This is a genomic window from Deinococcus phoenicis (genome assembly GCF_000599865.1).
Lineage (GTDB): Bacteria > Deinococcota > Deinococci > Deinococcales > Deinococcaceae > Deinococcus > Deinococcus phoenicis.
Genome location: NZ_JHAC01000025.1, coordinates 174,169 through 187,369, shown reverse-complemented (window position 1 = coordinate 187,369; position 13,201 = coordinate 174,169). Strand labels below are relative to the sequence as shown.

General features: G+C 70.4%; 13 protein-coding genes. 6 read left to right on the top strand and 7 right to left on the bottom strand.

The features are described 5' to 3' along the window. Positions 1–94: 94 nt before the first annotated feature. Entirely contained in the window at positions 95–1,756 is a 1,662-nt protein-coding gene (locus DEIPH_RS08430) for a CTP synthase (RefSeq protein ID WP_034356715.1), read from the top strand. A gap of 21 nt (positions 1,757–1,777) precedes the next feature. Here DEIPH_RS08430 and coaE read toward each other — a convergent pair whose 3' ends face one another. Next, positions 1,778–2,422, bottom strand: a complete 645-nt coding sequence (gene coaE / locus DEIPH_RS08425) for a dephospho-CoA kinase (protein WP_034356713.1) — start codon at positions 2,420–2,422, stop codon at positions 1,778–1,780. A 256-nt stretch (positions 2,423–2,678) separates the two neighbouring features. Here coaE and DEIPH_RS08420 point away from each other — a divergent pair, with 256 nt between their 5' ends. Both DEIPH_RS08420 and sodA read left to right on the top strand, forming a co-directional pair. Further along, complete coding sequence (locus DEIPH_RS08420) at positions 2,679–3,854, top strand: tetratricopeptide repeat protein (protein WP_034356710.1); 1,176 nt, start codon at positions 2,679–2,681, stop codon at positions 3,852–3,854. A gap of 200 nt (positions 3,855–4,054) precedes the next feature. Continuing rightward, positions 4,055–4,693, top strand: a complete 639-nt coding sequence (gene sodA, locus DEIPH_RS08415) for a superoxide dismutase [Mn] (RefSeq protein WP_034356705.1) — start codon at positions 4,055–4,057, stop codon at positions 4,691–4,693. Between the two features lie 293 nt (positions 4,694–4,986). On the opposite strand, the gene DEIPH_RS08410 is transcribed toward sodA, so the two are convergent. The 3 genes from DEIPH_RS08410 to DEIPH_RS08400 form a co-directional block, all read right to left on the bottom strand. Then, the gene (locus DEIPH_RS08410; protein ID WP_034356702.1) at positions 4,987–6,489 is read right to left on the bottom strand and encodes a tripartite tricarboxylate transporter permease; all 1,503 of its coding nucleotides are present in this window, start codon (positions 6,487–6,489) and stop codon (positions 4,987–4,989) included. Then, positions 6,490–7,008 carry a tripartite tricarboxylate transporter TctB family protein gene (locus DEIPH_RS08405; RefSeq protein ID WP_034356699.1) on the bottom strand — a complete coding sequence of 173 codons (519 nt, stop codon included), beginning with the start codon at positions 7,006–7,008 and terminating at the stop codon, positions 6,490–6,492. Between the two features lie 98 nt (positions 7,009–7,106). Then, positions 7,107–8,069, bottom strand: coding sequence for a Bug family tripartite tricarboxylate transporter substrate binding protein (locus DEIPH_RS08400; RefSeq protein ID WP_034356696.1), 963 nt, complete (start codon positions 8,067–8,069; stop codon positions 7,107–7,109). A 203-nt stretch (positions 8,070–8,272) separates the two neighbouring features. On the opposite strand from DEIPH_RS08400, the gene DEIPH_RS08395 reads away from it, so the two are divergent. The 3 genes from DEIPH_RS08395 to DEIPH_RS08385 are packed head-to-tail and all read left to right on the top strand — an operon-like array spanning position 8,273 to position 11,565. Beyond that, positions 8,273–9,934: an ATP-binding protein gene (locus tag DEIPH_RS08395; protein ID WP_081790842.1), complete on the top strand. Its 1,662-nt coding sequence runs from the start codon at positions 8,273–8,275 to the stop codon at positions 9,932–9,934. Continuing rightward, positions 9,931–10,617, top strand: coding sequence for a response regulator (locus DEIPH_RS08390; protein ID WP_034356691.1), 687 nt, complete (start codon positions 9,931–9,933; stop codon positions 10,615–10,617). The genes DEIPH_RS08395 and DEIPH_RS08390 overlap by 4 nt, the downstream gene beginning before the upstream one ends. A 45-nt stretch (positions 10,618–10,662) precedes the next feature. Next, positions 10,663–11,565 (top strand): hypothetical protein, encoded by a 903-nt coding sequence (locus tag DEIPH_RS08385; RefSeq protein WP_034356688.1) that lies wholly within the window; start codon positions 10,663–10,665, stop codon positions 11,563–11,565. Between the two features lie 13 nt (positions 11,566–11,578). On the opposite strand, the gene DEIPH_RS08380 is transcribed toward DEIPH_RS08385, so the two are convergent. The 3 genes from DEIPH_RS08380 to DEIPH_RS08370 all read right to left on the bottom strand — a co-directional run bounded on the left by DEIPH_RS08380 (position 11,579) and on the right by DEIPH_RS08370 (position 13,194). Beyond that, the gene (locus tag DEIPH_RS08380; protein ID WP_235183202.1) at positions 11,579–12,010 is read right to left on the bottom strand and encodes an inorganic diphosphatase; all 432 of its coding nucleotides are present in this window, start codon (positions 12,008–12,010) and stop codon (positions 11,579–11,581) included. Next, the gene (locus DEIPH_RS08375) at positions 12,007–12,396 is read right to left on the bottom strand and encodes a hypothetical protein (protein WP_034356683.1); all 390 of its coding nucleotides are present in this window, start codon (positions 12,394–12,396) and stop codon (positions 12,007–12,009) included. Before DEIPH_RS08375 ends, DEIPH_RS08380 begins: the two co-directional genes overlap by 4 nt. Before the next feature lie 105 nt (positions 12,397–12,501). Further along, positions 12,502–13,194 carry a 16S rRNA (uracil(1498)-N(3))-methyltransferase gene (locus tag DEIPH_RS08370; protein ID WP_034356681.1) on the bottom strand — a complete coding sequence of 231 codons (693 nt, stop codon included), beginning with the start codon at positions 13,192–13,194 and terminating at the stop codon, positions 12,502–12,504. Positions 13,195–13,201 lie beyond the last annotated feature (7 nt).

Genomic DNA, 13,201 nt, shown 5'->3' with positions numbered 1-13,201 from the left:
GTGCTATCCTGTAATCCCGGAGGCCGAGCGCCCCGGCTTTTCTTTTTGGCCCCTCTGACACCGGATTTTGGGGGTCAGGCGCTCGTGTTCAGACATGAAATACATCTTCGTGACGGGCGGCGTGGTCAGCAGCCTCGGCAAGGGCGTGGCAAGCGCGTCCCTGGGGGCGCTGCTGCGGGCGCGCGGGTACAAGGTCACTGCCGTTAAGATCGACCCCTACATCAACATCGACGCGGGCACCATGCGGCCCTACGAACACGGCGAGGTCTTCGTGACGGCGAGCGGGGCGGAAACCGACCTCGACATCGGCAACTACGAGCGCTTCCTCGACCTCGACATTCCGGCGGGCAGCAACATCACGACCGGCCAGGTGTACCTGGAAGTCATCCGCAAGGAGCGCGCCGGGGATTACCTCTCGCAGACGGTGCAGGTGATCCCGCACGTCACCGACGAGATCAAGCGCCGGATTCGCGCGGCGGGCGAGAACGCTGGGGCAGAAATCGTGCTGATCGAGGTGGGCGGCACGGTGGGCGACATCGAGAGCCTGCCCTTTCTGGAAGCCATCCGCCAGTTCAAGTTCGATGAGGGTGACGAGAACGTGCTGTACCTGCACCTCACGCTGGTGCCGTACCTGGGCACCTCGAACGAGTTCAAGACCAAGCCCACCCAGCACTCGGTCGCCGAACTGCGCTCGGTCGGCATCAGCCCCGACATCGTGATGGTCCGTTCCAAGGAAAAGTTGCCCTCCGACATCACCCGCAAGATCGCACTCTTTACCTCGGTGCGCGAGAACCGGGTCTTTTCCTCCTACGACGTGGGTCATGTCTACGAACTGCCGCTCGCCCTGGAGGAACAGGGCCTGGGCAAGGCGGTGGAGGACCTGCTGGGGCTGGAGCGCACGCACCCCAACCTCGGCGTGTGGCAGAACGCGGTGCGCACCATCAAGCAGCCGAAAAACGAGGTCACCATCGCCCTCGCGGGCAAGTACACCGAGATGCCCGACGCCTACCTCAGCCTGCTCGAATCGCTGACGCACGCCGGAATCGCCAACGACGCCCGCGTGAACATCAAGTGGGTGAACGCCGAGGAGCTGGCGGGGGGTGACCTGGAAGCGCAGCTCGGGGACGCCGACGGCATCCTGGTGCCCGGGGGCTTCGGCATTCGCGGGATCGAGGGCAAGGTGCGCGCCGCCGAGTACGCCCGCACGCGCGGCGTGCCGTACCTGGGCATCTGCCTGGGGATGCAGATCGCAGTGATCGAGTACGCCCGGCACGTCGCCGGTCTGGCCGGAGCCAACTCCGCCGAGTTCGACCCCTACGCGCCGCACAAGGTCATCGACCTGATGCCCGAACAGCTGGAGGTCGAGGGCCTGGGCGGCACCATGCGCCTGGGCGACTGGCCGATGGACCTGCGGGCCGGAACGAAGATCGCGGAACTGTACGGTGTCCCGCAGGGCGGCACGGTCCGGGAGCGTCACCGCCACCGCTTCGAGGTGAACCCCGCCTACACCGGGCCGCTTCAGGACGCGGGCCTGGTCATCAGCGGCGTGACGCCCGGCGTGGAGGGGCGCGGCGCGGGCCTGGTCGAGAGCATCGAGATTCCCGGCCATCCTTTCTTCGTGGCCCTGCAAGCCCACCCCGAGTTCAAGAGCCGCCCGATGCGGCCCAGCCCGCCCTTCGCGGGGTTCGTGGCGGCGGCGCTTCGGAGCGATCAGCCGTCAGCCGTCGGCGGGCAGCCGGAGAAGGCGGGAGCGTAGGCCGCAGCCTGGGAGAAAGCCTCAGCGGGTGCTGGGGCTTTTTTCTTGCTGGGGGCTGTGGATGCCCAGCCCTGCCAGCGCGGCGTCCACCTGACGTTCCAGCCCTTCGCGATCGCCGCTGTTGTCCAGCACGAAGGTCGCCCGCCTGCGTTTCTCGGCGGCGGGCATCTGCCGGCTGTCGCGGGCCAGCACGTCTTCCTCCGTCAGGCCGCTGCGGGCGACCACGCGGGCCACCCGCACGTCCAGCGGCGCGTCCACGACCAGCACGGCGTCCATCTGGGCCTCCAGGCCACCCTCGAACAGCAGCGGCACGTCCTGCACGACCCAGGCTTCGCCCCGGGCCGCCGCCGCCTGCTCCAGCGTCAGCATCCTCTGCCGCACGCGCGGGTGTGTGATCGCGTTCAGCACCGCCAGCCGCGCCGGGTCCGTGAAGGCGACCTCGGCCAGCGCCGCGCGGTCCAGCACGCCACCCTGCACCGCGCCGGGAAAGGCGGCCCCGATCTCGGCCAGCACGGCCGGATCGCGCGTGACCTCGCGGGCCGCCTCGTCGGCGTCTAGCACGGTCAGGCCCCGGGCGCGCAGCAGGGCGGCGACCGTGCTTTTGCCCGCGCCGATGCTGCCGGTCAGGCCCAGGCGTTGTGGGGAGGAGGAGGGGGGAGAGGACACCCCCCGAGTGTAAGGCCCCCACCGGCGGCAGATGCTTCGCTGGCGCGGCGGACAGCTCGTCAGAAGCCGGTCAAGCAGACCTCTTTCCCGGCGCGTATGCTTGCCCTGTCCCGGTGTGGGGCCGTTTCCCCCTCTCACAGGGGTTTCACCCCGCCGCTGGGCACGTTCCCTATCCTGTTCCCGTGATCCTTTCCATGCCGGACATCGGCTTGCACCCCCTGTGGAGCGGTGTTAGCCTCACCCCGGAGGTTTCTGAGTGAAACGACGTACCCTCGGCCTGCTCCTCGCGGCAGCCACCCTGTCCGGCGCAGCCGCGCAGACGCAACCGACGGCTCCGGCCACCGCTCAGCCTGCTCCCCCGGCGGCCGGCCCCTCCGCCCCGGCCCGGCCTATGCCCCCCGCCGCCAATTACGTGGTGCTGGGCAACTACTGGTATGGCGACGGCAAGTACGATCAGGCCTACGCGGCCTTCCGCGCCGCCACCGAGATCGACCCCAAGAACACCGACGCGCTGCTGGGCCTGGGCCGCTCGCAGATGCGGTTGCGGCTGTATGCCCCGGCCATCGAGACGCTGCGCCGCCTGACCGCGCTGGACAGCCAGGATATCAGCGGCTACCTTGCGCTGTCGCAGGCGTACCAGCAGCAGTTCATCGGGGCCGGAGACCGCTCGGCGGTGACGGGTAACCTCGCGCTGGCGCTGCGCACGCTCTCGGACGCCGAGGCGGTCGCGCAGAAGCTCGGCGGGGGCGACAGGAACCTCGGCCTCAGCAAAGTCTGGAACGAGCGCGGCTACGTCTACAAGCTTCAGGGCGACGGGGCCAGGGCCATCGACGCCTTCAAGCAGGCCAGCACCCTCAACCCCGAAAACGGCGTGATTCTCTCTAACCTGGGGGAGATGTACTACCTGACCGGCAACCTGGTCGCCGCGCTGGGCAGTCTCCAGCAGGCCGTGATCGCCGACCCGCGCGACGCCTACAACCGCGCGTACTACGCCAAGCTGCTGGCCCTGAGCGGCAACACGGTGGCCGCCAAGCCGGAAGCGGCGCAGGCCGCACGCCTCGCGCCCAGCAACGCCTACGCGGTCGGGCAGTACGGCGTGGTCAGCTATCTCAGCAAGGACAGCACGACCGCCCGCGCGCAACTGGCCCAGGCCGTCAAGCTCGACCCCCTGCGCTATCCCGAGTTCTACTACTACCTGGGCCGCCTGGACCTCGACGGCGGCGATCTCAAGGCCGCCCGCGAGAACCTGACGCGCGCCGCCGCGCTGGGCAGCACCACGCCCGAGTACATCTACTATCTGGGCCTCAGCTATGAGCGGGGGGCGGGGGCCGTCGCGCCCGACCGGATCAAGGCCCGCGAGAACTACGAGCGCGCCCTGAAGCTCAACCCGAACTACGCGCTTGCCAAAGAGGGCCTCGCCCGTCTCCGCTGAGCTGTTATGCCGCACCCTGGCCCCTTCCTGTACTGGAGGGGGCCAGTGGTGTTGGTGTCACTCGTCTTGGGCCGCCTTCCTCTGAACGTTCCCTTAAGCCCCTCCCGCCGCCTCCCCCTCACCGGGCGCAGGTAAGATGAGAACCGTTGCCGCCCCCGCCCACCGTGGGCGACGGACACGGCCCGAAAGGAGCAACACCCATGGCTTACCAACTGCCCCCGCTGCCCTACGCCTACGACGCCCTCGAACCCTACATCGACGGGCGCACGATGGAGATTCACCACACCAAGCACCACCAGACCTACATCGACAACGCGAACAAGGCGCTGGAAGGCACCGAGTTGGCCGACCTGCCCGTCGAGCAGCTGATTGGGCAGCTTGACCGCGTGCCCGAAGGCAAGAAAAACGTGCTGCGCAACAACGCGGGAGGCCATGCCAACCACAGCCTGTTCTGGACCGTCCTGCGCGGCGGCAACGGCGAAGGCAACGCGCCCAGCGGCGACCTGATGCAGGCCATCAACGACGCCTTCGGCTCCTTCGACGCCTTCAAGGAGAAGTTCGAGGACGCGGCCAAGACCCGCTTCGGCTCGGGCTGGGCGTGGCTGGTCGTGCAGCCCGGCGGCCAGCTCGCCGTGGTGTCCACCGCCAACCAGGACAACCCCCTGATGGGCGAGGCCGTCGCGGGCGTCAGTGGCACGCCGATCCTGGGCGTGGACGTGTGGGAACACGCCTACTACCTCAACTACCAGAACAAGCGCCCCGATTACCTCAAGGCGTTCTGGAATGTGGTGAACTGGGACGAGGTCGCCCGCCGCTACGCGGAAGCCAAAGCGCAGTAAGTAGCTGGCGGGTGATGATGCCATCATCACCCCGAGCGGAGCGAGAAGCCAAAAAGTGGCGGGTGGCGGAGGTGAAGCGCTTCCGGGTGTCGTTTCCCGGAAGGGCGGAACTGTAGCCGCCTGCCACTTAGGACGAAAGGTCAATGGAATGCCCCCAGTGCCACGTGGCCTGGGGGCATTCTGTTGAATTCCGTTGACGCTGAGCCGTGGGCTACGAGCGATAAGAGAGGGGGCCGGGGCAGAGCGGAAGCGCTCCGGGTGCCGGTTCACCGCTCATGGCCCAGCGCTTCTGCTTACGGGGCTGCTGTTGCCCGCCGGGCCGCCCGCGCCCTCAGCACCGGGGGCAGAATCAGGGCCAGTGCCACGACGATCAGGATGAAGGCGGTGAGGGGCTGCCGCGCGAAGATGCTGAAGTCGCCGTTGCTCTGCTGGAGGGCGGTGCGGAACTGGGCCTCGGCGGTCGGCCCCAGGATCACGCCGATGATCGCGGGCGTGACCGGGAAGTCGAAGCGGCGCATGCCGTACCCCAGGACGCCGAAGAGGGCCAGCAGGAACAGGTCGAACACGCTGTTGTTCAGCGAGTACACGCCGACCGTCGAAAAGACCAGAATCCCGGCGTACAGGAACGGGCGCGGAATCAGCAGCAGCCTCGCCCAGATCGGCGCAAGCGGCAGGTTCAGCGCCAGCAACATCACGTTCCCGATATAGAGAGAAGCGATCAATCCCCACACCAGGTCGCCGTTCGTGACGAACAGCAGCGGCCCCGGTTGCAGGCCGTACTGCTGGAAGGCGGCCAGCAGGATCGCGGCGGTCGCGCTGGTCGGCAGGCCGAGGGTCAGCAGCGGCACCAGCACCCCGGCGGCGCTCGCGTTGTTGGCCGCTTCCGGCCCCGCCACGCCCTCGATGGCCCCCTTGCCGAATTCCTCGGGGTGCTTCGTGAGCCGCTTTTCCAGGGTGTAGCTCAGGAAGGTCGGGATTTCCGCGCCGCCCGCCGGAATCGCGCCGAAGGGAAAGCCCAGGGCCGTGCCGCGCAGCCAGGGTTTCCAGCTTCTGCGCCAGTCCTGGCGGCTCATGCTGGCACCCCCTTCCAGCTTGATCACGCTGCCCTTGTCCTTGCGCAGGCGGGTGGCGACATACAGCGTCTCCCCGATGGCAAAGAGGCCGATGACCACCGTGATGAAGTCGATGCCGTCGAGCAGTTCGGGTCGGCCCAGGTCGAAGCGTGACTGTCCGCTCTGGAGGTCCGTGCCGACCAGCCCGATGGCGAGGCCCACGAACAGGCTGATCAGACCGCGCAGGGGGCTGCCGCCGAAGGTCGCACTGATGGTCACGAAGGCCAGCATGATCAGCGCGAACTTGGCGCTGGGCGGAATCTGCACCGCGATGTCCGCAATGGCGGGCGCGGCGAAGGTCAGCAGCATGGTGCCGATGGTCCCCGCCACAAAGGAACCGATGGCGGCGGTGGCGAGCGCGGCGGCGGCGCGGCCCCGGCGGGCCATCTTGTTGCCCTCCAGCGCCGTGATGATCGAACTCGACTCGCCGGGGGTGTTCAGCAAGATACTGGTGGTCGAGCCGCCGAACATCCCGCCGTAGTAGATGCCAGCGAACATGATGAAGGCGCTGACGGGCGGCAGTTTGGCGGTGACGGGCAGCAGCAGCGCCACCGTCAGCGCCGGGCCGATGCCGGGCAGCACGCCGACGAGGGTGCCCAGCGTCACGCCGACGAGTGCCCACAGCAGATTGAGGGGCGTGAGGGCCGTCTCGAAGCCCGCGAAAAGCGAATGCAGGGCGTCCATCTACAGCACCCCTTTCAGCACGCCGGGCGGCAGGGTCAGCCCCAGCCCGTGCGTGAAGACGAGGTACGTGACCAGCGCGACGGCCAGCGCGACGAACACCATCAACCCCCAGCGGCGCTCCCCGAAGGCGTAGGCCACGCTGAAATACATGATGGCGGTGCCCAGCACGAAGCCCAGCGTGGGCAGCAGCACCGCGCCCAGCAGGAATCCGCCCAGGATGATCCCGGCGGCCCCCAGGTTCACGGGCGCGTCCGGATCGGTGTCTTCCTCGGCGGCGGGTTCGGCGCGGTCGCCGCGCAGGGCGTTCACGGTCAGCAGCGCGCCCAGGGCCGTCATGCCGACGCTGACGATCAGGGGAAACACGCGCGGCCCCACGACCGCGTTGATGCCGAAGGGAATCTTGAGGCTGCCCAGGAGCAGGGCCGCGCCCAGCAAGGTGACGCCCAGGGCGACCAGCAGGTCGGGCGCACTGATGCCGCGCCGGGCCGTGGAGGGCGGGGGAGAGGGAACATCTGTCATGGCATCTCCTCACGGACGGCGGACCTTCATCCTGCCGTCAGGAATACAGGAAAAAGCGGGCGGGGCGGCTGTTTCCAGCTCGCCCCGCCGCACGGACATTACTTGACGAGGCCGATGTCCTTGAGGATGCCCTTGGTCCGGTTGGCCTCCACCTTCAGGTACACGTCGAACTTGCTGCCGCTGAGGTACAGGTCGGTCCAGTTGCGGGTCGTCAGGATGTCCTTCCAGGCCTTGCTGGCGTGCATCTTGTCCAGCGCGGCGACCAGCGCGGCCTTTTCCGAAGCGCTGATGCCGGGAGGGGCCACGATGCCGCGCCAGTTGGCGAGGTCGATGTTGTAGCCCTGCTCCTTGAGGGTCGGCACCGGAATCCCCGTCTGACGCTTGGGCGCGCTGATGCCGATGGCACGCAGTTTTCCGGCCTTGATCTGCGCCTCGAACTCGCCGTAACCGGCCACGCCCGCCGCGACCTGGTTGCCCAGCACCGCCGCCAGCGTCTCGCCGCCGCCGCTGAAGGGCACGTAGTTCATCTTGCGGGGGTCCACGCCCGCTTCCTTGGCGAGCAGGCCGACCAGCATGTGGTCCGTGCCGCCCGCGCTGCCGCCCGCGAAGGCGACCCCGCCCGGGTTGGCCTTCCAGGCGGCGGCCAGGTCCTTCATGTTCTTGTAGGGGCTGGCGGCGGGCACGACCACGACCTCGTACTCGCCGGTCAGGCGGGCGATGGGCGTGACGCGGCTGAGGTCCACCTTGCTGTTGTTGGTCTGGATCGCGCCGATCATCACCAGGCCCATCGTCATCAGAAGGTTGCCGTCGCCCTTGGCGTTGTACAGCTGCGCCAGGCCGATGGTGCCGCCCGCGCCGGGCACGTTGAACACCTGCACCGGCTTCACGAGGTTTTCCTCTTGCAGCACGGTCTGGATGGCGCGGCTGGTCTGGTCCCAGCCGCCGCCGGGGCTGGCGGGCGCCATGATTCGCAGGTTGTTCAGGCTTTGGGCGCTACTCAGGGGCGCGAGAGCCGTGAGCAGGGCGAGGGACAGCGCGGTCTGAAACGGGACTTTTTTCATGGTTCCTCCGGGGGTGCGGGCCGGGTCGGGCCGCGCAGGTGTCAGGCTGTGAGAGCGCCCTCACCTTACTCCCCGCCACCGGGGGAAGCAAGAGGTTTTTGACGTTCTGCACGCACTTTTTCCTGAGCATTATTTACAGTCCCGAACGCAATGCACGCAACGGGGGGCCGCAGCCTGCCAGCCTCTAGAATGGCCGCACCACCATGCCGCCCTTCGCCCGCACAGAACCGGGACCCGGAGCCAGACCGGGGTTGCCCAGGCCGGGCTTTTCCAGACTGGGCCTACAGGGCCGCCTGGTCTGCCTGCACCTGCTGGTCCTGGCGGCCATGACGCTGGTGCTGGTCGCGGTGCAGACCGTCTCCCTGTACGGGCAGGCGCGCGAACGCCTGGGCGAGCGGGCAATCACCACCAGCCGGCTGGTCGCCCAGCTTCCCCTGGTGGTCCGGGGCGCGGCGGCCGGTGGGCAGAACCCGGCGCTCAATGCCCAGGTCAACGCCCTGCGGGGCGCGGCGGAGGCCGATTTCATCGTGGTGGGGAACCGGCAGGGCCTGCGGCTGGCGCACCCCGTCCCGGACCGGCTGGGGCAGCCGATGGAGGGCGGCGACAACGTGGAGCCGCTGGCGGGGCACGAGGTCGTGAGCGTGGCGCGCGGCAGCTTGGGCGTCAGCGTGCGCGGCAAGGTGCCCATCTGGGAGGGCGGTGTGGCGGGTGGGCAGGTGGTCGGCGTGGTCAGCACCGGCTACCTGATGCCGCAGGCGTGGCATCTGGTGGCCCAGGCGCTGCTGAGCCTGGCCCCCTGGTTCCTGCTGGCCCTGGCGCTGGGCACGGTGGGGGCGGTCTGGACGGCGCGGCGGCTGCGGGCCGAGATTCTGAACCTCGAACCCGAGCAGATCACGGCGCTGGTGGGGCAGCACCGCGCGGTGCTCGCGGCCCTGCGCGAGGGGGTCATCGCGGTGGACGCGCAGGGCCGGGTGACGCTGACCAGCGACCGCGCCGCCGAGGCGCTCCCGGCCGGGCCGCCCCCTGACCGGCTGGCCCCCACGTGGCCCGAACTCGCCGCGCATCTGGCCGCCACCGGCCCGGTCCGGCAGCAGAACGTGGAACTCACGCTGCGGGGCCAGCCGGTGCTGGTGAATGTGGAACCGCTGGGCAGCCGGGGGGAACAGGGCGGTTTCGTCGCCAGTTTCCGCGACCGCGCCGAGGCGCTGGCCCTGGCCGACGAACTCACGCACGCGCGCGGCTTCGTGGACGTGCTGCGCGCGCAGACGCACGAGTACCAGAACCGGCTGCACGTGCTCTCCGGCCTGCTGCAACTGGGTCGCCCCGACGAGGCCCTGCGCGTGCTGGACGCCGAGATCGAGCAGGGGGCGCAGTTTCGCCAGCTGCTGCGCGACGTGCAGGTGCCCCGGCTGGTGGCCCTGCTGGCCGGAAAGCGCGAGCGCGCGCAGGAACTGGGGATCGACTTTCAGGTGGCCGAGGGGAGCAGCCTCTCACCCGCCTGGGAGCGGCACGCCGACACGCTGGTGACGGCGGTGGGCAACCTTACCGAGAACGCCTTCGAGGCGCTGGGGGGGCAGCCCGGCAGCGTCACCGTGTTGATCGGTGAGGACCCCGAGGGCGCGCAGATCGAGGTGGAGGACAGCGGCCCCGGCGTGCCCCCTTCGGTCGCCGCCCGGCTCTTTACCCGTGGCGCGAGCAGCAAGGGCGAGGGGCGCGGCTATGGCCTGGCCGGGGTCCACGCCCGCGTGCTGGCCCTGGGCGGCGAACTGCGGCACACCCGCCGGGGAGAGCGCACGGTGTTTCAGGTGAACCTGCCCCCGCCCGCCGCCCTGTCCCTCGCCGCCCCGCCCCTGGAGCGCGCATGACCCGCGTGCGCGTCCTGCTGGTCGAGGACGACCTGCGCGTCGCCCGCGTCAACCGCGACCTGTTGGAACGCGACCCCGACGTGCATGTGGTGGGCAGCGCGGCCACGCTCGCGCAGGCAGACGCGCTGGCACAGGCCCTGGCGCCCGACCTGATCCTGCTCGACGTGCATCTGCCCGACGGGAGCGGCCTGGGGCTGCTGCGCCACTGGCGCGCGCAGGGCCGCACGACCGACGTGGCCCTGATCACGGCCGCCGACGACGAGGCCTCGGTCAGGACGGCGCTGGCGCAGGGGGCCTTCGACTACCTGATCAAGCCGTTCACGGGCGCGCGGCTCGCGGAGGTGATCGCCCGGCACCGCGCCCGGCGGACCCCCCTCCGGGGAGGCAGCACGCTCGATCAGCCCCTTCTCGACCGGTTGCTGGGGGTCAGCGGGAACGTGCCCGAACCGCTCCCACGCGGCATCGACCCGCATACCCTGGAACGGGTCGGGCAGGTGCTGGAGGGCGCGGGCCACGCCCTGAGCGCCGAGGAGGTCGGGGACCGCGCGCACCTGTCGCGGGTGACGGCGTGGCGGTACCTCGAACATCTGGTGCGGGTGGGGCGGGCCACCCTCGACCATCAGTACGGTCTGGCCGGGCGGCCCGCCAAGCTGTACCTTGCCCGCACCGAAGCGCCGGAATAATGCCTTCATCCCCCTTCACCTCTCGCCGCCTAGACTGGCTCCCCGATGCGCGCCCCCCGCCTTTCCGTCCTGCTCGCCCTGTCCCTGACCCTGGGGGCCTGCGCGCCCCGCGCCACCGTGCCCACCCATACCCCGGCCCTGGACTTCGGCGGACCCGCGCCCGACGTGGTGATTTTTGCCGTGTCGGGGCGCTGCGGAACAGGCTGCGTCGCCCCGCGCGACAACTGGGACTACCTCACGGCGCGCGGAACGGCGGACGTGGTGGCCGACACCATCGCCGCCGCCGGGTACCGTGTGGAGGTCGCCGGGTACGCCTCCAGCGCGGCGGCCCAGTTCACGTCGCGCCTGACCCCGGCCCCGCAGCGCGGGTATCCGGCCCTGCTGGCCGATTATGCCCGCCTCCAGACGGCCTGGGAGGGCCAGCCGCGCCCGCGCGTGGTGCTGCTGGGGCACTCGCAGGGGGTGGCCTGGCTGCACCACCTCGCCCGCGTGACGCCGCAGCAGCCGGTGGCCCTCCAGATCGACCTCGACGGCATCTGCGCCGCGTGGCACAGCGATCACGGGGCCGCGCTGGCGGGCCTGCCGGTGGACCCGGCGCGGCCCTCGCCCCTGGAAGCCTGCAACCTCTTCCGGGTGGCCGGGCGCTCGCTGCGCGGCAAGGACATCGTGTGGCCGAACGTGGCCCGCAACCTGGAGGTGCAGAGCAAGCGCCTGCCCGCGCGGGCCGGAGACAGCGGGGGCCTGCTGTTCAACTACCTGTTCGAGGTCACGCCCAACGCGCGGGTGGACGGCAGCCAGACCGGGATCGAACGGTACGTCTCCCCCCGCGAGGACCACGGGGCCGTGTCGTTTCCGAACAGTGACGCGCTGCGCTGGGTGGTGGGCCGCACCTCGCTGATCGTGCAGGACTGGAAGCGCGAGGACGCGGCCCGGCCCCGGCTGAACTGAGCCTGAGCCGCCCTCAGGTGCCAGCGGAAAGGGACGCCAGCCAGGTGGCCGCGGCCTCCGCGCCTGCCAGCCGCGCGCCCCGTTCGGGCGGGAACCAGGCGAGCAGGGCCAGCAGGTCGCCCCCGTGATGGTCTTCCAGGGGGCCGAAGACGACCTTGTGATCCCCGTCGGCCAGGTGCAGCAGGCCGGACGGAACGGCACTGACCCGGGTTCCCACGGCCAGCGCTGCGCCCAGCCACACGGCGTCCACCTCCGCGCCGTCGGCGGGATTGAGGGTGCCGGGCAGGCAGCCGTAGTTCACCGGGGCGGGCCAGGGTTCGGTGCGGTAGGGCACGGCGGCGTCCCCGCGCCATACGAAGCGCTCCAGCGTCCCGCGCGTCCACTCCACCACGCCGACCACTTCCGGCCCAGTCGTTGTCGGCCCAGTCGCTGCCCGCCCGCTCAAGGCTGCACCTCGTACAGTTCGACCTGGCGCAGCACGGTGCCGCCGAACGAGATCACGGCCCGGTACGCGCCCGGTTTCGGGACGGGCAGCCGGAAGGTCGCGTCCCGCTGCGCCGCGTCGAGGTAGACGCTGTCGCGGCCCAGGTCGCGCGGCCCGTCGAACCACGCCACACTCAGGTAGCCCGGCTCGAACCGGCCCTCCACCCGCGCCCGCAGCACCAGGGCCTCGCCCTCGCGGGTCAGCGCGGCGGTGGTGACCCGCGCCGGAAGCGTGACCTCCACCGCCTTGGGGATCAGGGGGACATAGGCGTAGCGGCAGCCGCTCAGCGCAGGCGTGAGCAGGCACGCCAGCAGCAGCAGCCGGAGCGGGGAGGAGGCGGGGCGCATGGCCCTCATTGTAGAGAGGGGGCTGTGAGAGGGGAGAGGGAGAAGTTCAGGGGCCACGGCGGGGAGCGTTGGTCCGTGTCGGCCCACCCGGTCTGCCCCACCGCCCTAGACGCCCGTCGCCACCAGCGCCCCCAGCAGCGCCACCGGGGCCGTTTCCGCCCGCAGGATGCGTGGCCCGAGCGTCACGGCGACCGCGCCTTTTGCCGTCAATCCGGCCACCTCGGCCTCCGAGAGGCCCCCTTCCGGCCCGGTCAGCACCGTCACCGGAGCGTTCCAGGTCAAGTGGTCGGTCAGGCGGGCCGCCGCGCCGGGCTGCGCGACGAACAGCGTTCCTTCCCAGCTCAGGTCGGCCAGGGGCAGCGGGGCCAGCACTTCCGGCGTGACGGTGCGGCGCGACTGCTTGCTGGCCTCCTCGGCCACGCGGCGCAGTCTCAGCAGCTTCTGTGTGCCGATTTCGCGGGCGTCGGCGTGGCGCGTGACCAGCAGTTGCACGCGCGCCGCGCCCAGCTCGGTGGCCGCGCGGACCACGTCCGCCAATTTGTCGCCCTTGAGTAGCGCCACCGCCAGCGTGACGGGCTGCGGCGTCTCGGCGGTTCCGTTCAGGCGCTCGCCCAACGTCAGCACGGCCCGCAGGTCGTCCAGCAGGGTCAGGGTCGCTTCCGCCTCGGCCCCGCGTCCGTCGAACACGCGCAGCGGGTCGCCCTCACGCAGGCGCAGCACGTGCAGGTGCCGGGCCTCGCGGGGGCCGAGGGCCATCTCGGGGGCCAGGGCGGCCACGCGCACACGGTGGGGGGCCACGCCGCGC